Below are 17,687 nucleotides of genomic sequence, written 5' to 3'. Positions count from 1 at the left end.
CCCAGCAGGACCCAGGCTATCCCGGTCGGCGGGTCGTCTTGTCCGATTGACCTATCCGGCGGCTTGCGCGTCGTCCGCCGGCGCGAGCAGCCCGGCGACGTGCGGCAGCACCTCGCGGTCGTGCTCGATCCAGTCCACCGAGTCCAGCTCCGCCGCGCCCAGCCAGCGCAGCTCGTCGTGGTCCGCCAGCGGGCTCGGCTCACCGGCCAGCAGTTCGGCGGCCCAGAACCGCAGCTCCAGCCCCGGGCGCACGGTCCACGCGCCGGGCAGCCGCCGCAGGGCCCGCGCCCGTACGCCGAGCTCCTCCAGCAGTTCGCGCTCCAGCGCCTGCGCCTCGGTCTCCCCCGGCTCGGCCTTGCCGCCGGGGAACTCCCAGCGGCCTGCCACCGGGGCGGGCGCGCTGCGCCGGGCGGCGAGCACCCGGCCGTCGCGGACCAGCGCGCCGCCGACGACGATCCGCGGCGGGGTGGCATCGGGGGTCCGGGCGGTCTGTTCCATGCCGCGACCCTACGGGGCGGGGTCGGCGGACTCGGACTCGACCCAGTACAGCTGTTTGTGGCCGCGCGCCTCGAACTCGGCGGCCAGGCGTCGCGCCTCGGCCTCGGCCAGGCCCTTGGCGACCAGGAAGCGGTTGCCGTTGTCGTCCTGTCGCATCACCCGGAAGGTGCCCATGCGCGGAGCGTACCGGGCGGCCCGCCGACCCCGGGCGCCCGGCCGGTGCCCCCGGCCGGCGTGGGGGTCGGGCCGGGGACACCCCGTCACCCTAGGGGCCGTACGCTACCGGCAGGTACGGTCGGTGTTAACGCTGCGTAACCGACGGAGGGGCTCGGGCCCGGGTCGAGGACGGGCTCAGGCCCGGAGGTCGGGCACCTGCTCGCCGGTGGACAGGCCGAGCGAGCGCCGGATCTCCACGCTGATCGGCACCGTCTTGGCGATCAGCGCCCGGGCCCGGCGCACGTCGCCCGACACGTCGCCGCCGGAGGCCGCCGCGTCCCAGGCGGTGGCCGCCTGGGCCTGGGTCGCGGCCAGCTTGTCGACCTTCGGCTGGATGTCGGTCGGCCACTCGGCGGTCGGCTTGCGCAGCGCGGCGGCCTCGGCCCGGGAGGCGGCGGCCATCCGCCGGGCCCACGACCGGTACTCGGCCTCGGCGACGGTCACGTCCTTCTTCGGCTCGTCCGTGTAGACCGCGCCGAAGCCCCGGACGGCGTCCAGGTAGGCCAGCTGGACAGAGGTCAGGGTGCGGCGGTCGGTGCGGACCGTCCCCAGGTGCTGGTCGTCGCGGTCCTCGAAGGCGCAGGTGACGTACCGTTCGCCGGCCGCCCAGTTGCCCGCGCTCGGGTAGAGGTAGACGTCGTCCATGCCGTCCGGGACGGCCCACTGGTCCAGCGCGTAGTCGTCGAGCACCGTGCGGCACAACGTGGTGGCGCGCTCCCGGACGACGGTGGCGCCGGGGTACGGGCCACTGCTGTCGGGGATGCCGGCGGTGCCGGCCACCTCGCCGTGGTGCGGGTCCGAACAGGCCACCCTGCGCACCCAGTAGACCGTCTCGTCGCCGTTCTCGTCCGTACTCCCGACCGGATCGGGCGAGTTGTAGCAGTCCCCGGCCTTCAGCGCGGACCAGCGGACGGATCCGGCCGGCTTCTGGGCGTACCCGCCGCGCCCGCCCCGCGCGGGGCCGAAGTTCCCGGCGCCGAGCGCGAGCGACAGCAGCAGCGTGCCCGCCACACCCAGCACCAGACCGGTCACCGCCATGCCGCGGCCGCGCTGCCCGCGGCGATTGATCTGGACCAGCGCGATGATCCCGAACACCAGGGCCACCGGTGAGAGCAGGCTCAGGCCGGTCGCCAGGGAGCCGACGGCGAAGCCGTTGGTGCGCGGCTCCGGCTGCGGGTGGTACGGGGGGAGGTGCTGGGCGTGCTGGGCGTGCTGGGCGTACGGCGGGCGCTGGGTCGGGTCCGGGTGCCGGTTCGCGTCCGGGCTCGGGGACGGGTGGCCGGGCAGGAGTCCGGACTCGCCGGAGGGCGCCACCGAGGCCCAGCCGCCGGCGGGCAGCGGCGGGGGCGGCGGCTGGGGCGGGGCCTGCGAGGAGGCCGGGGCGGCCTGCGCGGACGCGTCGGCGGGCGGGGCCCAGGGATCGGCGGGCTCCTGCGGGTCCGGGTGCTCGGCCTTCAGGCCCTCGGCCGTCGGCGCCTCGGACTCGGAGTCCCCGGCCGTCGCGCCCCCGGCGTCCGGCTCCTTGCGGAAGTCCACCCGCGGGTCCGGCCCCGGAGCGGCGGGCAGCTCGGACTGAGGCTTGGACACGTGGACTCCCCCGGCCCGCCGGGGCGGGCCTCGACTCGGTGTTTCGGCTTCGACGCCGCCGCCGGGCCGGAGGGGCCCGATGCGAACGGTCGCGCGACTTTACCCGATCTTTCCGAACGCCCGCGCCGGCGTGAGCGCCCGCGCCCGCCCCGGCGCGAGCGCCCCCGACCGCCCGCTCAGACCTGGGCCAGGATCTCGCCGTGGATCATGGAGAACCACCCGTCCTCGGCGGCGCTCCACTCCCGCCAGCCGTCCGCGATCCGCTCCAGCTCGGCCCGGTCCGCGAAGCCCCGTTCCACCGCCGTCCGGCCGAAGGCCGTGCCGGTCACCCGGTCCGCCCACATCCCGCTCCACCAGTCGCGCCGCTCGGGCGTCGCGAAGGTCCAGGTGCCCGCGCTGACGGTGACGTCGGTGAGGCCGGCCGCGCGGGCCCAGGACAGCAGCCGGCGCCCGGCGTCCGGCTCGCCGCCGTTGGCGCGGGCGGTCCGCCGGTACAGCTCCAGCCAGCGGTCCAGCGCGGGCGACTCCGGGTACCAGGTCATCGAGGCGTAGTCGACGTCCCGGGCCGCGACCACCCCGCCGGGCGCCGTCACCCGGCGCATCTCGCGCAGCGCGGCCACCGGGTCGGCCAGGTGCTGCAGCACCTGGTGGGCGTGCACCACGTCGAACTCACCGTCCCGGTGGGGCAGCCGGTGCACGTCCGCGAGCTCGAACACCACGTTGGACAGGCCGCGCCCGGCGACGTACCCGGCAGCCTGCTCCAGCACCTCCGCGGAGGTGTCCACGGCCACCACCCGGCCGCCGGGGCCGACCAGCTCGGCCAGGTCCGCGGTGATCGTGCCGGGGCCGCAGCCGACGTCCAGCAGCGCCTGCCCGGGCCGCAGCCGGCCCAGCAGGTAGGCGGCCGAGTCGGCCGCGGTACGGGAGCGGTGCGAGCGCAGCACGGCCTCCTGGTGGCCGTGGGTGTAGGCGGCGGCGGGCTGCGATCCGGACATGGGTCCCCCTGGGGCGTGGTCGGTCTTCCGTTTCCGCGACGCCTCCGACGCTACGCCGCATCCCGTATGTCGAGAAGAACCGTCTCACATGTCGACCGGCGCCCGGTCCGACCGCCCCCCGCCGCCGTACCGTGGAGGCGCCCGACCGAACCACCCCGACCCGACGGCCCCGACAGAACGGCCCCGCCCATGCCCGGCCCCGGCCAGCGCCCCTTCGTCCTGCTGAGCGCCGCCGTCTCGCTCGACGGCCACCTCGACGACGCCTCCCCCGACCGCCTGCTGCTCTCCAACGCCGCCGACTTCGACCGGGTCGACGAGGAGCGGGCGGCGGCCGACGCGGTCCTGGTCGGCGGCAACACCCTGCGCGCCGACAACCCGCGGCTGCTGGTCAACGACCCCGCGCGACGGGCCGCCCGGCTGGTGGCCGGTCGGCCCGAGTACCCGCTGAAGGTGACGCTCACCGCGAGTGGCGCGCTCGACGCCGGGCTGCGGTTCTGGCACACCGGCGGCGCGAAGCTCGCCTACACCACGGAGAAGGGGGCGACCGTGCTGCGGCCCCGGCTCGGCGGACTGGCCGAGGTGGTGGCCCTCGGCGGCTCGGTGGACCTCGGCGCGGTGCTGGACGACCTGGGGGCCCGCGGGGTGCGCCGGCTGATGGTCGAGGGCGGCGGCGGGGTGCACACCCAGTTCCTCGCGCAGGGACTGGCGGACGAGCTCCAGCTCGCCGTCGCCCCGCTGCTGGTCGGCCAGGCCGAGGCGCCGAGGTTCGTCCGCCCGGCCGGGTTCCCGGGCGGCCCGGGCCGTCGGATGCGACTGCTGGAGGCACGTACGGTGGGCGACGTCGTCCTGCTCAGGTACGCCCCGAAGGAGTCCGCGCCGTGAACCGCCCCGCGACGAACCCCCCCGCGACCGCCGACCTCGACCACCTGCGCCGGGCCGTCGAACTGTCCCGCCGCTGCCCGCCCTCCGGAACGGCCTTCTCGGTCGGGGCGGTGGTCGTCGGTGCCGACGGCGAGGTGCTGGCCGAGGGCTTCAGCCGGGAGACGGACGCGCACGACCACGCCGAGGAGGCGGCCCTGGCCAAGCTCCCGGCGGGCGACCCCCGGCTGCGCGGTGCGACCGTCTACAGCAGCCTGGAGCCCTGCGGTCAGCGCGCCTCGCGGCCGGTGCCCTGCGCCCGGCTGCTCATCGCGGCGGGCGTGCCGCGGGTGGTGGTCGCCTGGCGCGAGCCGGACCTGTTCGTCACGGACTGCCAGGGCACGGCGCTGCTGGAGGCGGCCGGGGTCGAGGTGGTGGAGCTGGCGGAGCTGGCGGAGGAGGCCCGCGCGGTCAACGCCCACCTGCTCGGATGATCTTTTGTATCATTTAGAAACAAAGGGCTCGTCTTCATCGACGTCGCCGCCATCCTCCCTCCCCAGGAGCCGCCCCGTGCCCGCCACCCCCGTCCGGTTCACCGCCCGCGCCCTCCTCCTCGACATGGACGGCACCCTGGTCAACTCCGACGCCGTGGTCGAGCGCTGCTGGAGCCGCTGGGCCGAGCGGCACGGCCTCGACCCGGTCGCGGCACTCGCCGTCGTCCACGGCCGCCAGGGGCACGCCACCATGGCCGAACTGCTCCCGGACCGCCCGGTCGAGGTCAACCTCGCGGAGAACGAGCAGATGCTCGCGGAGGAGCGTGCCGACGTCGAGGGCGTCGTCCGGGTCCCCGGCGCCGACGCCTTCCTCGCCTCGCTGGCCGGCCTGCCGCACGCCCTGGTCACCTCCGCCGACCTGCCGCTCGCCCGGATCCGGATGGACGCCGCCGGTCTCCCGATGCCGCCCGTCCTGGTCACCGCCGAGTCCGTCGGCGCCAGCAAGCCCGACCCCGAGGGCTTCCTCAAGGGCGCCGCCGCCCTCGGCTTCGCCCCCGCCGACTGCCTCGCCTTCGAGGACTCCGGCGCCGGCATCACCGCCGCCCGCGCGGCCGGCATGCGCGTCATCGGCATCGGCCCCCGCGCCGCCGCCCACCACCCCGACGCCCTTGCCCCCACCCTCGAAGCCGTCGCCGTCACCACCGCCCCCGACGGCACCCTCACCCTCACCGTCCGCGCCTGACCGGCACGCCGCAGGGGCCGGACTCCACGAGGAAGTCCGGCCCCTGCGGCTGGAGTTGGGCGGCCCGGTCAGACGTTGAAGCGGAACTCCACGACGTCGCCGTCCTGCATGACGTACTCCTTGCCCTCGATGCGGGCCTTGCCCTTGGCGCGGGCCTCGGCGGTGGAGCCGGCCTCGACCAGGTCGGCGAAGGCGATCACCTCGGCCTTGATGAAGCCCTTCTGGAAGTCGGTGTGGATGACTCCGGCGGCCTCGGGGGCGGTGGCGCCCTTCTTGATGGTCCAGGCGCGGGTTTCCTTGGGACCGGCCGTGAGGTAGGTCTGCAGGCCCAGGGTGTCGAAGCCGACGCGGGCGAGGGTGGCGAGGCCGGGCTCCTCCTGGCCCATGGACTGGAGGAGTTCGAGGGCCTCGGCGTCGTCGAGCTCGATCAGCTCGGACTCGATCTTGGCGTTGAGGAAGATCGCCTCGGCCGGGGCGACCAGCTCGCGCTGGGCGTTCTTGAACTCCTCGTCGGCCAGCTCGTCCTCGTCCACGTTGAAGACGTAGAGGAAGGGCTTGGCGGTCAGCAGGTGCAGCTCGCGGATCGGGGCGGTGTCGAAGCCCGCCTCGAAGAGGGTCTTGCCGGTCTCCAGGATCGCCTGCGCGGCCTCGGCGGCGGCCAGCACGGGGGCGGTCTCCTTCTTCAGGCGCGCCTCCTTCTGGAGCCGCGGCAGGACCTTCTCGATGGTCTGGAGGTCGGCCAGGATCAGCTCGGTGTGGATGGTCTCGATGTCGTCCTTGGGCGACACCTTGCCGTCCACGTGCACCACGTCCGGGTCGGTGAAGGCGCGCACGACCTGGCAGATCGCGTCCGACTCGCGGATGTTGGCGAGGAACTTGTTGCCCAGGCCCTCGCCCTCGCTGGCGCCCCGCACGATGCCGGCGATGTCGACGAAGTCGACCGTGGCCGGGAGGATGCGCTGCGAGCCGAAGATCTCGGCGAGCTTGGCCAGCCGCTCGTCCGGGACGCCGACGACGCCGACGTTCGGCTCGATGGTGGCGAACGGGTAGTTGGCCGCCAGCACGTCGTTCTTGGTCAGGGCGTTGAACAGGGTCGACTTGCCGACGTTCGGCAGGCCGACGATTCCGATCGTGAGCGACATGAAGCGCAGTCCCGTGGGCTTGGAGGAGTTGGGTCGGCACCGTACGGGCCGACCCCCAAGTCTACGGGCAGCTCCTCCGCTCCCTCACGCCTCGGTCGGGGCCGGCAGCGGCTCCAGGAACTCCAGCCGGTTGCCCAGCTTGTCGGCGGAGTAGAAGCGGCGGTGGCCGGGGTGGTTGTCGTCCCAGATCACCTCGTGGCCGTGCGCGGTGAGCCGCTCGGCCAGGGCGTCCAGCGAGCGCACCAGGATGCCGGGGTGCCCCTTGCGGGCCGGCCGGAAGTCCGGGGTGACGCCGAGGTGCACCTCGACGCCCCCGCCGCGGAACCAGCAGCCGCCGCGCGCCGCCAGCACCGGCGGCTTCCGGAGTTCGGTCATGCCGAGCACGCCGGACCAGAAGGCCCGGCACTCGTCCTCGGCGCCGGCCGGGATGTCGAGCTGGAAGTGGTCGAGGCGTTCGAAGGTGAAGTCGGCGGTCATGCCAGTCCCCCGTGCGGTCATCAGATGATCATTGCGTCGACTCGGCGCGCAGGTCAGCGCCTTGAGCGACGATCACAGGAGTACGCCATCCGGAGACACGGGACAAGACCTGAACGGTCCATTACACAGCGTGGCGATGATCGGACCGTACGTTGGGCGGGTGGAGCAGAGCATCCGTACCCAGCCGCCAGGGCCCAGACGCCGTCCGCCGAACCGCGCGGCCCCGGCCGCCGTCCCCGGTCCCGGCCGGGCTCCCGAGACCACCCGGGGCCCCGGCACGCCCCCCACCCGGCTGCGCCCGGTGGCCGACCGGCCCGCGGCGGCGCGCCCGTCCCCCCAGCGCCGGCTGCGGGTGTACGGGCGGCGGCGGACCGGCCGGCCGACCCGGCTGACCGCGATCGGCACCGGCGTGGTCTCGGTGCTGGCCACCCTGGCGGTGGCGGGCCTGGACCGGCTGCTCTTCGGCGACCTCGGCTGGCTGTTCGGCCTCGGTTACCTGGTGGTCTGCTTCCAGCTGGCCGTCCGGGTCCGCTACGCCGACCTGCTCGCCGCTCCGATCAGCGGGCCGATCGCCTTCGCGCTGGCCCTGCTGGTGCTCGCGCCGGTCGCTTCCCCGGGCGTCACCGCCGAGCTGGTGGGGCTGGCGACCGGGCTGGCGCTGCGGGCCGGCTGGCTGTTCTCCGGCACCGGGCTGGCGGCGCTGATCGTGCTCGCCCGCTTCGTCGCCCAGCGCCGGATCCACCGCTCCCGCTGACCTCCCGGCCTCCCGGCGCTCCCGGCCGCCGGTGCGGGGCCGTCAGCGCGCCGCCCGGGCCGCCGCCATGGCGGCCCCGACGATCCCCGCGTCGTTGCGCAGCTCCGCCGGCACCACCCTCGCCTCGCGGGCCTTCAGCAGCGGCAGGAACTTCTCGTGCTTGCGGCTCACCCCGCCGCCGATCACGACCAGCTGCGGCGAGAACAGCATCTCCACCAGGTCCAGGTACTCGTCCACCCGCCCGGCCCACTGCTCCCAGCTCAGGTCGTGCCGCTCCTTCGCGGCCGAGGAGGCGCGGCGCTCGGCGTCCTTGCCGCGCAGCTCCAGGTGGCCCAGCTCGGTGTTGGGCACCAGGGTGCCGTCCACGAACAGCGCGCTGCCGATGCCGGTGCCGAAGGTGAGCACCAGGACCACGCCCGGCTCGCCCCGCCCGGCGCCGTGCACGGTCTCGGCGAGGCCGGCCGCGTCGGCGTCGTTGAGGACGGTCGCGGGCAGGTCCAGCGCCTCGCGGAAGAGGCCCGCGGCGTCCAGGCCGATCCAGCCCTTGTCCACGTTGGCCGCCGTCCTGGTGTGCCCGCCGACCACCACCCCGGGGAAGGTCAGCCCGACCGGGCCCCGGTGGTCGAAGTGCCGGACCACCTCGCGGACGGCGGCGACCACGGCCTCGGGCTCGGACGGCTGCGGGGTGAGCACCTTGTACCGCTCCTGGGCGGGCACGCCCCGGGCGAGGTCCACCGGGGCGCCCTTGATGCCCGAACCGCCGATGTCCACGCCGAATACCGCCGTCATCGCTCCACCCTCCGCCGTCCGGCCGCGGACCGGATCGTCCACAGCCTGTGCATGAAAGCAGCCTGGGCACAAAACTACGAGAGCCCGGGCGGGCACGCACAGCAGAGGACCCGGCGCCCGCGGCGGGCGCCGGGTCCTCCGGAAACGGTCTACAGCTTGCCGGCGGCCTCGGCGCGCAGGTCGCGGCGCAGCTCCTTGGGCAGCGAGAAGGTCAGGTGCTCCTCGGCGGTCTTGACCGTCTCGACCGTGTCGTAGCCGCGGGCGGCCAGGAACTCCAGCACGCCGTCGACCAGGATCTCCGGCACCGAGGCCCCGCTGGTCAGGCCGACCGTGGTGACGCCCTCCAGCCAGGACTCCTGGATCTCCTCGGCGAAGTCGACCAGGTGGGCCGCCTTGGCGCCGTACTCCAGGCCGACCTCGACCAGGCGGACCGAGTTGGAGGAGTTCTTGGAGCCGACCACGATCAGCAGGTCGGTCTCCGGGGCCAGCTGCTTGACCGCGACCTGGCGGTTCTGGGTGGCGTAGCAGATGTCGTCGCTGGGCGGGCTGACCAGCGCGGGGAAGCGCTTCTTCAGCTCGCCGACGGTGGCCATGGTCTCGTCCACCGACAGCGTGGTCTGGGACAGCCAGACGATCTTGGACTCGTCCCGCACCCGCACGTTGGCGACGTCCTCGGCACCGTCCACCAGGTGGATCCGGTCCGGGGCCTCGCCCATGGTGCCGATGACCTCCTCGTGGCCCTCGTGGCCCACCAGCAGGATGTCGTAGCCCTCGTCGGCGAAGCGCACGGCCTCCTTGTGCACCTTGGTGACGAGCGGGCAGGTGGCGTCGACGGTGGCGAGCTTGCCGGCCCGGGCCTCGTCGTGGACGGCCGGGGCGACACCGTGCGCGGAGAACACGACGATCGAGCCCTCGGGCACCTCCTCCGTCTCGTCGACGAAGATCGCGCCCTTCTTCTCCAGGGTCTGCACCACGTACTTGTTGTGGACGATCTGCTTGCGGACGTAGATGGGCGCCCCGTACTGCTCCAGGGCCTTCTCCACGGCGATCACGGCGCGGTCGACACCCGCGCAGTAGCCCCGGGGGGCGGCGAGCAGGACACGGCGCTGCGCGGTGTTGGACATGGCTCCATCGTACGGGCGCCCGGGAGGCCCGCCTCCCCGGGCGGGGAGCCGCGCCGACGGCGGGCACTTTCCGGTCGCCATGGATCGCGAATGCTCAAATGTGGTGTCTATGAGCGCTGCGATCGATCAGCCGACCCCGAGCGGCCTGCGCCGCACCCTGGGCGTCCGCGATCTGATGGTCTACGGACTGCTGTTCATCGCCCCGATGGCCCCGGTCGGCGTGTTCGGCGTACTGGACGCCAAGAGCCACGGCGCCGTGGCCACCGTCTACCTGGCGGCGACGGTGGCGATGGGCTTCACCGCCTTCTCGTACGCGGAGATGGTGCGCGCGGTGCCGCAGACCGGCTCGGTGTTCGCCTACGCACGGGCCGGGCTGGGCGAGGGGCCCGGGTTCGTCGCCGGGTGGATGGCGATGCTGGACTACCTGCTGATCCCCGCGGTGGCCTACCTGTTCTCCGGGATCGCGCTGCACTCGCTGGTGCCGGGGGTCTCCCGCTGGCTGTGGACGGCGATCGCGGTGGTGGTGACCACGGCGCTCAACCTGGTCGGGGTGCGGACGGCGGCCGCGGTGGGCTTCGCGGTGCTCGCGCTGGAGATCGCGGCGCTGGTGGTGTTCGTGGCCGCGGCCGTGGTGGTGCTGTCGCGGGACGGCGCCCGGCGCGGCTGGGACACCCCGTTCACCGCCGTCGGGGACTTCTCGCTCACCGCCGTGCTCTCCGCGGTCTCCGTCGCGGTGCTCTCCTACCTGGGCTTCGACGCGATCGCGACCTTCGTCGAGGAGGCGGTCGGCGCCTCGGCCGCGGTGGCCCGGGCCCTGCTGTGGTGCCTGGCGCTGGCCGGGCTGCTGTTCGTCGCCCAGACCTACCTGGCGGCGGTGCTGGAGCCGACGACCCCGCAGCAGCTGGCCGCCGACCCGGCCGCCCAGGGCTCGGCCTTCTACGACACCGTGGAGAGCGGCGTCGGCCACTGGCTGCACGTGCTGGTGGCGGCCGGCAAGGCGATCGGCGCGGCCTTCGCGGCGCTGGCCGGGCAGGCGGCCGCCGGGCGGCTGCTCTTCGCGATGGGCCGGGACGGGCGGCTGCCCCGCCTGCTCGGCTCGGTCGACCCGGGCAGCGCGGTGCCGCGCCGGGCGCTGCTGACGGCCGCGGTGATCACCATGGCGGCGGCCGTCTGGGCGGCCGAGCGGGACGACGGGCTGGACCGGCTGACCTCGGTGGTGAACATGGGGGCACTGACCGCCTTCGCGCTGCTGCACGCCTCGGTGGTCGGCTGGTACACCGTGCGGCACGGCTCCCGGGACCTGCTGCGCCACCTGGTCGTCCCGGTGCTGGGCATCGCGGTGATCGGCGCGGTGGTCTACGAGGCCTCGACGACGGCGCGGCTGGTCGGGCTGGTCTGGCTGGCGGTCGGCCTGGTGGTGCTCGGCGTCCAGGGCCGTACGGCCCACGGCGCGGGCGGGCGCCGCTGAGCCGGTACGGCGTACGGCGCGGGCGGGCCTCGTCGAGCCCGTGCTGCGGCGAAGGTGTCGGCGGGCGCCGCTAGCCTCGTACGCATGGCCAACACCAGCTCCCCCGAAGCCCCGCTCCCGGTCGGCAAGGTCTCCGCGCTGATCGGCGGCTGGATCGACCGGCTCGGCGCGGTGTGGGTCGAGGGACAGATCACCCAGCTCAGCCGCCGCCCCGGGGCCGGCGTGGTGTTCCTGACCCTGCGCGACCCGCAGGCCGACGTGTCGCTCACGGTGACCTGCTTCCGCTCGGTGTTCGACCAGGTGGCGGACGTGGTGCAGGAGGGCGCGCGGGTCGTCGTGCACGCCAAGCCCGAGTGGTACGCGGCCCGCGGGCAGCTGTCGATGCGGGCCTCGGAGATCCGGCTGGTCGGCCTGGGCGAGCTGCTGGCCCGGCTGGAGCAGCTGAAGCGGCGCCTCGCCGGGGAGGGCCTGTTCGCGGCCGAGCGCAAGCGACGGCTGCCGTTCCTGCCGCAGTGCGTCGGACTGGTCACCGGGCGCGGCTCGGCGGCCGAGCGGGACGTGCTGGAGAACGCCCGGCGGCGCTGGCCGGCCGTGCGCTTCGAGGTGCGCAACGTGCCGGTGCAGGGCCTCAGCGCGGTGGAGCGGGTGAGCGCGGCCGTCCGGGAGCTGGACGAGCACCCGGAGGTGGACGTGATCATCGTGGCCCGCGGCGGCGGCAGCGTGGAGGACCTGCTGCCGTTCTCGGACGAGGGCCTGGTGCGGCTGGTCGCGGCCGCCCGTACGCCGGTGGTCAGCGCGATCGGGCACGAGCCGGACCAGCCGCTGCTGGACTTCGTCGCCGACCTGCGCGCCTCCACCCCGACCGATGCCGCCAAACGGGTGGTTCCCGACGTCGGCGAGGAGCTCGCCAAGGTCCGCCAGCTGCGCGACCGCGCGCGCCGGCACGTGCAGTCCCGGGTCGAGCGCGAGCAGCACGGGCTGGACGGGCTGCGCAGCCGTCCGGCGCTGGCCGCCCCGCACCGGATGCTGGACGGGCGCGGCCAGGAGGTCGAGGGCCTGCTGGAGCGGGCCCGGCGCACCCTGCGGCACCGGCTGGACCACGCCCAGAGCGACCTCGGGCACACCCTGGCCCGGGTGGTCGCCCTCTCCCCGGCGGCCACCCTGGAGCGCGGCTACGCGGTGCTGCAGCGGGCCGACGGCACGGTGGTGACGGACCCGGCGCAGGTCACGGCCGGGGAGGGGCTGCACGCCCGGGTGGCGGGCGGCGGCTTCGACGTGGCCGTCGCGGGCGACTGACCGGAACCGGGACGGCCGGCCGGCCTCAGTACGAGCGCTGCCGGGAGAGCGCGATCGAGTGCTCGCCGAAGCCGAGGCTGCGGTAGAGCGCCTCGCCCCCGACGCTGGCGTGCAGGTCGATCCGGCCCGCCCGGCGGCCGTCGAACCACTCCATCAACGCCTCGGTGCAGGCCCGGGCGTAGCCGCGCAGCCGGTGGTCGGGGTCGGTGCAGATGTTGAAGACGAAGCCGAACAGCCCGTCCGGGTTGCCCGGGGCGGGCAGCCGTTCCTCCAGGGTGCCGACGGCGCAGGCGGCGAGCCGGCCGGGCCGCCGCGGGTCGTCGACCACGAAGGAGGGCATGGTCAGCTCCTCGGGCGGGGCGGCCAGCCGCTCGCGCAGGATCCTCTCGGCGTTGGCCTGCCAGGGTCCTGGGCCGGCCAGGGCGGCCATGCTGGGCATCGCCTCGAACATCAGGTTGCGCAGCCGGACGAGTTCGGGCGCGTCGGCGGGGACGGCGGGTCGGACCTGGATCATGCGGCGGAGGCTAGCGCCGCCCACCGGCCGGGTGCACCCGGATTTCGGGCCGCGCGGGGCCTTCCCTGTCGGCGCCAGCCCCTACGCTGGCTCGCATGGCAGAGCAGCAGGAGCAGCAGGACGCGACGGCGCCGACCCCGGACGACGCGCTGGGCTACGAGCACGCCCGGGACGCGCTGCTGGACGTGGTCCGGCAGTTGGAGAACGGCGGCATCTCCCTTGAGGAGTCGCTGGCGCTGTGGGAGCGTGGCGAGCAGCTGGCGAAGGTCTGCCAGCGGTGGCTGGACGGCGCCAGGGCCCGGCTGGACGCCGCGCTGGCCGCCGAGGAGGACGCGGGCCCGGCCGGGGAGTGAGGCGGGTCACACCCGCTTGGGGAATCGTTGAATCTTCACCTATGTTGGAGGGACTGATCGGCCGCGCCGGTCACACCGACGAACCCCTCCTCCCGCATGAGGTGCAGAAGCATGACCACCGACGCCCTGGTACTCGACGCCGCCGCCCAGGACCTGCTGTTCCGTGAGGCCCGCACCGCGAACACCTTCACCGACGAGCCGGTCACCGAGGAGCAGGTCCAGGCCATCTACGACCTGGTCAAGTACGGCCCGACCGCCTTCAACCAGCAGCCGCTGCGCGTCGTCCTGGTCCGCTCCGCCGAGGGCCGCGAGCGCCTCGTCCAGCACATGGCGGACGGCAACAAGCCCAAGACCTCCACCGCGCCGCTGGTCGCCATCCTGGCCGCGGACAACGAGTTCCACGAGGAGCTGCCGACCCAGTTCCCGCACTTCCCGCAGGCCAAGGACGTGTTCTTCTCGGAGCGCGCCGTCCGTGAGCAGTCCGCCGCCCTGAACGGCGCCCTGCAGGCCGCCTACTTCATCATCGGCGTGCGCGCCGCCGGCCTGGCCGCCGGCCCGATGACCGGCTTCGACGCCGCGGGCATCAACAAGGAGTTCTTCGGCGACGGCGACCACTCGGTGCTGGCCGTGGTCAACATCGGCAAGCCGGGCGAGGACGCCTGGTTCCCGCGCTCCCCGCGCCTGGAGTACGACCAGGTCGTCACCACGGTCTGATCGCACCCCGCGACGGCGAAGGGCCCGCACCGGTTCGTCCGGTGCGGGCCCTTGCGCGTGCCCGTGGGAGGCCCCGCCGCTACTTGAGCGCCTGGGCCAGCTCGGCCAGTTCCTCGTAGGAGGCGGTGCCGGTGACCAGCGTGGTCGCCGAACCGTCCCGGGCGGTCAGCGCACGGGCCTTGTCGCCCTGCACCCGCTCCCAGGTGCGCCCGGCGGCGTCCGAGGTGCCGTCCGGCTGGGCGCCCGCGACCTTGTCGGCGAGCAGCTTGTCACGCGGGACGTCGGCCTGCTCGACCGCCGCGTACTGGCCGGAGGGCGTCACGAAGCCCAGGTGCCAGGTGTTGCCCTTGCCGCCGCTGAGGTCGGCCGGCGTGTAACCGACCGAGGTCGCCCGCCACTTGTCGGACAGCCCGTCCGGGGACAGCAGCGGGTACGGCGCGGCGCGCTTCGCGGAGGCCGCCGCCACCTTGTACTCGACCACGTGCACCGGGTCGCTGTTCGCGTCGTGCGGGAGGAACAGGTAACCGATCCAGACGACGAAACCGACCGCCAGCATCGACAGGACCATGTCCCGTACGGTCTGCCGACCCCTCATGCCCTTGCTCTCTGCAGCCACCCCCTCATGGTGACTCATCCACATCCCGGCACGGCCACCCGGGGTGTGCACGTACGGGTGAAGCCGGGCGAACCGGTGCTTTTCGGCACAGGGTGGCGACCCGCGCCACAGACAGTCATCTCGTGGGCAGATACGATCGCATCACCCTCACCACGGCGTTCGACCAGGCAGTAGTCGGGCGCTCACTGGCCGTCGCGTACAGAGAGGTAACGACGATGACCACGCAGTACCCGCACCACCTTCCCAGTGCCCTGGAGGTCGCGCCCGAGGCCCCGGACCGGAACCTCGCGCTCGAACTCGTCCGGGTCACCGAAGCGGCCGCGATGGCAGCCGGCCGGTGGGTCGGCCGGGGCGACAAGAACGGCGCGGACGGTGCCGCCGTCAAGGCGATGCGCACCCTCGTCTCGACCGTCTCGATGAACGGCGTGGTCGTCATCGGCGAAGGCGAGAAGGACGAGGCCCCGATGCTCTACAACGGCGAGCGGGTCGGCGACGGCACCGGCGCCGAGTGCGACGTCGCGGTCGACCCGGTGGACGGCACCACGCTGACCGCCAAGGGCATGAACAACGCGGTGGCCGTGCTGGCCGTGGCCGACCGCGGCACCATGTTCGACCCCAGTGCCGTGTTCTACATGGACAAGCTGGTGGCAGGCCCGGAGGCCGCCGAGTTCGTCGACATCACCGCCCCGGCGGCCGTCAACATCCGCCGGGTCGCCAAGGCCAAGGGCAGCGCCGTCGAGGACGTCACCGTGGTCGTGCTCGACCGGCCCCGGCACGACGGCCTGGTCCGGGAGATCCGCGAGGCGGGCGCCCGGATCAAGTTCATCTCCGACGGCGACGTGGCCGGCGCCATCATGGCCGCCCGCGAGGGCACCGGCGTCGACCTGCTGATGGGCATCGGCGGCACCCCCGAGGGCATCATCGCGGCCTGCGCGATGAAGTGCATGGGCGGCGTGATCCAGGGCCGGCTGTGGCCCAAGGACGACGCCGAGCGACAGAAGGCCCTCGACGCCGGGCACGACCTGGACCGGGTGCTCACCACCAACGACCTGGTCAGCGGCGAGAACGTGTTCTTCGTCGCCACCGGCATCACGGACGGCGAGCTGCTGCGCGGCGTGCACTACCGCTCGGAGACCGCCACCACCAGCTCGCTGGTGATGCGCTCCAAGAGCGGCACGATCCGCGAGATCAACTCCGTCCACAAGCTGTCGAAGCTGCGGGCCTACAGCGCGATCGACTTCGACCGCGCCAACTGACCCGGACGCGACCGGCTCACCACGCGGCCCCGGCGGAATCCCCCTCCGCCGGGGCCGCGAGGTCTTTGCGGCCGGTTCCTCCGGCCCGGCTCCTTCCGGCCCGGCCCCGACCCGCCGTCAACCGGCTATCCGGCGCCCCGCCGTGGCCACCCGGGCCGCCTCGCGCAGCTCCGCGTCCCGGCGGCGCCGCCGGGCCAGCACCACCCGCCGCTCGGCGGCCGTCAGCCCGCCCCAGACCCCGTACGGCTCCGGCTGGGCCAACGCGTGCTCGCGGCACTCCAGCAGCACCGGACAGCGGGCGCACACCCGCTTGGCCTGCTCCTCGCGCGACAGCCGGGCCGCCGTCGGCTCCTTCGAGGGCGCGAAGAACAGCCCCGCCTCGTCCCGCCGACAGGCCGCACCGGTGTGCCACGGATTGTCCTCACCCGCAGGCGTGCCCGCCGTGCCGCCCGGGGGCTGCGGCTGGGGGCGGACGGCCGGACGACGCTCCAGCAACTGGGCGGCGGCGACTGGCGAGGTGGTGCGGGACTCGATCGGATGCAGCACGGCCGTACTCCTGACGAGGCTCTCGGACACGGGGAACCCCGCTCCCCCGCCCGGCTGCGAGCCCCCGCTGTCCAACGCCCGGGGCGGCCACTGGGCCACCACCGGTGCACAGCCGTACGAGAAGCGATGTGCGGAAGGAACTACCCCGTCCGGCCGCGATTCATGCACACTGCACGCAATCGACTACGGAGTGCACCGGGAACAACGCCGAGCGCCCGACCGGGAGTTGGCTCCCGACCGGGCACTCGACAGGTCAATTCGGGCTATTCCGTACCGAGTTGCTTGCGCACCCACTCCCGGAGCTTCTTGCCCCGGCGCGGCTTGGCATTGCAACCGCCGAACAGGGCAACGCCCTTGACCCGCACGACCGGAGCGTACGGGTCCGCCACGGTCTGCTCGCGGACGTCGAAGCCGCCGAAGATGCCGACCCCCGAGCCGAGCAGGCTCACGTTCTCCGGCACCCGGATCTCCACGCCGCCGAAGATCGCGGTCACCGTGATCTCCACCTCGGGGGACTCGAACACGGCGTCCGTGAGGTCGATGTCCACCCCGCCGAACGCCGTGAAGGCCGTCAGGTGCGAGCCGACCCGCCAGCGGCCCTTGCGGGCCGCGCCGCCGAAGATCGCCACCACGGACGGGGCCTCGTGCCGCGCGGGCGGCAGCGGCCTGGCCGGCGCGGGGGCGGGCTCCCGGGCGTCCAGCGGCGGCTTGTCGAAGGACACCGAGCGGTGGGCGGGCAGGTCCCTGGTCAGCGGGACCAGGTCGCCGAAGGTCTTGGCGGCGTACGCGGCCTCGATCCGCTCCGCGTGCTCCTCCGCGTCCAGGCGCCCCTCGGCGTAGGCGTCCCGCAGCAGTTCCGCGATCCGCTCGCGGTCGGCGTCGGAGACCCGCATCTCCGCGTCCGCCACCGGGGCGGCCGACGGCCGCGGTGCGGCCACGGGTTCGGACTGCGGCTTGAGTTGAGGCTTGGTCAGGGGCACGGGCGCCGGCACCGGCGGCTGCCCCGGATCGTCCTGCGAAGGCGAGTTCTCCACGGGCCAAGCCTAGTCGTTCGCATTCCAGCCCGAGTGAGCCCCGTCACCTGACAACCGGCGGATGTGACAGTCCCGTGTACAAACCTCGGCCCCCCGCCTTCGACCGGGGGAGCACTCAAGCAAGGCTGACCTGTCCGCATGCCCGCCACGACCGGGTCTTACCCTGGATGGTGCTTCGCCGACGCAGCCGGACCACTGGACACCTAAGGACCGC

General features: G+C 74.1%; 19 protein-coding genes and 1 pseudogene. 8 read left to right on the top strand and 12 right to left on the bottom strand.

What is annotated here, in order from left to right:
• Positions 1-51 precede the first annotated feature (51 nt).
• The 4 genes from ACIRVF_RS01750 to ACIRVF_RS01735 form a co-directional block, all read right to left on the bottom strand.
• The gene (locus ACIRVF_RS01750) at positions 52-498 is read right to left on the bottom strand and encodes an NUDIX domain-containing protein (protein WP_402812237.1); all 447 of its coding nucleotides are present in this window, start codon (positions 496-498) and stop codon (positions 52-54) included.
• A gap of 9 nt (positions 499-507) precedes the next feature.
• The gene (locus ACIRVF_RS01745; protein WP_402812235.1) at positions 508-672 is read right to left on the bottom strand and encodes an SPOR domain-containing protein; all 165 of its coding nucleotides are present in this window, start codon (positions 670-672) and stop codon (positions 508-510) included.
• 177 nt (positions 673-849) lie between these two features.
• Complete coding sequence (locus tag ACIRVF_RS01740; protein ID WP_402812232.1) at positions 850-2,301, bottom strand: DUF4190 domain-containing protein; 1,452 nt, start codon at positions 2,299-2,301, stop codon at positions 850-852.
• A gap of 176 nt (positions 2,302-2,477) precedes the next feature.
• A complete protein-coding gene (locus tag ACIRVF_RS01735) occupies positions 2,478-3,296 on the bottom strand; it encodes a methyltransferase domain-containing protein (RefSeq protein WP_402812230.1) in 819 nt (272 codons plus the stop codon).
• A 189-nt stretch (positions 3,297-3,485) separates the two neighbouring features.
• On the opposite strand from ACIRVF_RS01735, the pseudogene ACIRVF_RS01730 reads away from it, so the two are divergent.
• Together ACIRVF_RS01730 and ACIRVF_RS01725 are read left to right on the top strand one after the other, a co-directional pair.
• Positions 3,486-4,648: pseudogene (locus ACIRVF_RS01730) on the top strand (dihydrofolate reductase family protein).
• A 76-nt stretch (positions 4,649-4,724) separates the two neighbouring features.
• Complete coding sequence (locus tag ACIRVF_RS01725) at positions 4,725-5,390, top strand: HAD-IA family hydrolase (RefSeq protein ID WP_402812227.1); 666 nt, start codon at positions 4,725-4,727, stop codon at positions 5,388-5,390.
• A gap of 68 nt (positions 5,391-5,458) precedes the next feature.
• On the opposite strand, the gene ychF is transcribed toward ACIRVF_RS01725, so the two are convergent.
• A complete protein-coding gene (gene ychF / locus ACIRVF_RS01720) occupies positions 5,459-6,532 on the bottom strand; it encodes a redox-regulated ATPase YchF (protein WP_402812224.1) in 1,074 nt (357 codons plus the stop codon).
• 84 nt (positions 6,533-6,616) lie between these two features.
• Positions 6,617-7,030: a VOC family protein gene (locus ACIRVF_RS01715; RefSeq protein ID WP_402812221.1), complete on the bottom strand. Its 414-nt coding sequence runs from the start codon at positions 7,028-7,030 to the stop codon at positions 6,617-6,619.
• Positions 7,031-7,169: 139 nt separating this feature from the next.
• Between ACIRVF_RS01715 and ACIRVF_RS01710 the strand changes: the two genes are divergently transcribed.
• The gene (locus ACIRVF_RS01710; RefSeq protein ID WP_402812219.1) at positions 7,170-7,763 is read left to right on the top strand and encodes a DUF6542 domain-containing protein; all 594 of its coding nucleotides are present in this window, start codon (positions 7,170-7,172) and stop codon (positions 7,761-7,763) included.
• Between the two features lie 42 nt (positions 7,764-7,805).
• Here ACIRVF_RS01710 and ppgK read toward each other — a convergent pair whose 3' ends face one another.
• Positions 7,806-8,552: a polyphosphate--glucose phosphotransferase gene (gene ppgK, locus ACIRVF_RS01705; RefSeq protein ID WP_402812216.1), complete on the bottom strand. Its 747-nt coding sequence runs from the start codon at positions 8,550-8,552 to the stop codon at positions 7,806-7,808.
• Between the two features lie 149 nt (positions 8,553-8,701).
• Positions 8,702-9,676: a 4-hydroxy-3-methylbut-2-enyl diphosphate reductase gene (locus tag ACIRVF_RS01700; protein ID WP_402812214.1), complete on the bottom strand. Its 975-nt coding sequence runs from the start codon at positions 9,674-9,676 to the stop codon at positions 8,702-8,704.
• 109 nt (positions 9,677-9,785) lie between these two features.
• Between ACIRVF_RS01700 and ACIRVF_RS01695 the strand changes: the two genes are divergently transcribed.
• The gene (locus tag ACIRVF_RS01695) at positions 9,786-11,144 is read left to right on the top strand and encodes an APC family permease (RefSeq protein ID WP_402812211.1); all 1,359 of its coding nucleotides are present in this window, start codon (positions 9,786-9,788) and stop codon (positions 11,142-11,144) included.
• Between the two features lie 84 nt (positions 11,145-11,228).
• Positions 11,229-12,440: an exodeoxyribonuclease VII large subunit gene (xseA, locus tag ACIRVF_RS01690; protein WP_402812208.1), complete on the top strand. Its 1,212-nt coding sequence runs from the start codon at positions 11,229-11,231 to the stop codon at positions 12,438-12,440.
• A gap of 25 nt (positions 12,441-12,465) precedes the next feature.
• On the opposite strand, the gene ACIRVF_RS01685 is transcribed toward xseA, so the two are convergent.
• On the bottom strand, positions 12,466-12,954 hold the full coding sequence (locus ACIRVF_RS01685; protein ID WP_402812205.1) for a GNAT family N-acetyltransferase: 489 nt from the start codon (positions 12,952-12,954) through the stop codon (positions 12,466-12,468).
• A 95-nt stretch (positions 12,955-13,049) separates the two neighbouring features.
• On the opposite strand from ACIRVF_RS01685, the gene ACIRVF_RS01680 reads away from it, so the two are divergent.
• Entirely contained in the window at positions 13,050-13,307 is a 258-nt protein-coding gene (locus tag ACIRVF_RS01680) for an exodeoxyribonuclease VII small subunit (RefSeq protein WP_402812203.1), read from the top strand.
• Between the two features lie 111 nt (positions 13,308-13,418).
• Complete coding sequence (locus ACIRVF_RS01675) at positions 13,419-14,021, top strand: malonic semialdehyde reductase (RefSeq protein ID WP_402812200.1); 603 nt, start codon at positions 13,419-13,421, stop codon at positions 14,019-14,021.
• A gap of 79 nt (positions 14,022-14,100) precedes the next feature.
• Here ACIRVF_RS01675 and ACIRVF_RS01670 read toward each other — a convergent pair whose 3' ends face one another.
• On the bottom strand, positions 14,101-14,637 hold the full coding sequence (locus tag ACIRVF_RS01670; RefSeq protein ID WP_402812197.1) for a DUF4245 domain-containing protein: 537 nt from the start codon (positions 14,635-14,637) through the stop codon (positions 14,101-14,103).
• A 215-nt stretch (positions 14,638-14,852) separates the two neighbouring features.
• Between ACIRVF_RS01670 and glpX the strand changes: the two genes are divergently transcribed.
• On the top strand, positions 14,853-15,893 hold the full coding sequence (glpX, locus tag ACIRVF_RS01665) for a class II fructose-bisphosphatase (protein ID WP_030286673.1): 1,041 nt from the start codon (positions 14,853-14,855) through the stop codon (positions 15,891-15,893).
• Positions 15,894-16,010: 117 nt separating this feature from the next.
• Here the strand turns inward: glpX and ACIRVF_RS01660 are convergent, their stop codons facing one another.
• Together ACIRVF_RS01660 and ACIRVF_RS01655 are read right to left on the bottom strand one after the other, a co-directional pair.
• Positions 16,011-16,388 (bottom strand): WhiB family transcriptional regulator, encoded by a 378-nt coding sequence (locus tag ACIRVF_RS01660; protein WP_402812947.1) that lies wholly within the window; start codon positions 16,386-16,388, stop codon positions 16,011-16,013.
• A gap of 314 nt (positions 16,389-16,702) precedes the next feature.
• Positions 16,703-17,473: a DUF1707 domain-containing protein gene (locus ACIRVF_RS01655; RefSeq protein WP_402812195.1), complete on the bottom strand. Its 771-nt coding sequence runs from the start codon at positions 17,471-17,473 to the stop codon at positions 16,703-16,705.
• Positions 17,474-17,687 lie beyond the last annotated feature (214 nt).

The organism is Kitasatospora sp. NPDC101157, assembly GCF_044768255.1.
Taxonomy (GTDB): domain Bacteria; phylum Actinomycetota; class Actinomycetes; order Streptomycetales; family Streptomycetaceae; genus Kitasatospora.
This window is presented reverse-complemented; position numbering and strand designations above follow the sequence as displayed.

Coding starts and splice junctions, on each gene's coding strand:
- ACIRVF_RS01680 (WP_402812203.1), top strand. CDS start 13,050: ATGGCAGAGCAGCAGGAGCAGCAGGACGCGACGGCGCCGACCCCGGAC.
- ychF (WP_402812224.1), bottom strand. CDS start 6,532: ATGTCGCTCACGATCGGAATCGTCGGCCTGCCGAACGTCGGCAAGTCG.
- ACIRVF_RS01685 (WP_402812205.1), bottom strand. CDS start 12,954: ATGATCCAGGTCCGACCCGCCGTCCCCGCCGACGCGCCCGAACTCGTC.
- ACIRVF_RS01675 (WP_402812200.1), top strand. CDS start 13,419: ATGACCACCGACGCCCTGGTACTCGACGCCGCCGCCCAGGACCTGCTG.
- ACIRVF_RS01750 (WP_402812237.1), bottom strand. CDS start 498: ATGGAACAGACCGCCCGGACCCCCGATGCCACCCCGCCGCGGATCGTC.
- ACIRVF_RS01700 (WP_402812214.1), bottom strand. CDS start 9,676: ATGTCCAACACCGCGCAGCGCCGTGTCCTGCTCGCCGCCCCCCGGGGC.
- ACIRVF_RS01735 (WP_402812230.1), bottom strand. CDS start 3,296: ATGTCCGGATCGCAGCCCGCCGCCGCCTACACCCACGGCCACCAGGAG.
- ACIRVF_RS01745 (WP_402812235.1), bottom strand. CDS start 672: ATGGGCACCTTCCGGGTGATGCGACAGGACGACAACGGCAACCGCTTC.
- ppgK (WP_402812216.1), bottom strand. CDS start 8,552: ATGACGGCGGTATTCGGCGTGGACATCGGCGGTTCGGGCATCAAGGGC.
- glpX (WP_030286673.1), top strand. CDS start 14,853: ATGACCACGCAGTACCCGCACCACCTTCCCAGTGCCCTGGAGGTCGCG.
- xseA (WP_402812208.1), top strand. CDS start 11,229: ATGGCCAACACCAGCTCCCCCGAAGCCCCGCTCCCGGTCGGCAAGGTC.
- ACIRVF_RS01695 (WP_402812211.1), top strand. CDS start 9,786: ATGAGCGCTGCGATCGATCAGCCGACCCCGAGCGGCCTGCGCCGCACC.
- ACIRVF_RS01715 (WP_402812221.1), bottom strand. CDS start 7,030: ATGACCGCACGGGGGACTGGCATGACCGCCGACTTCACCTTCGAACGC.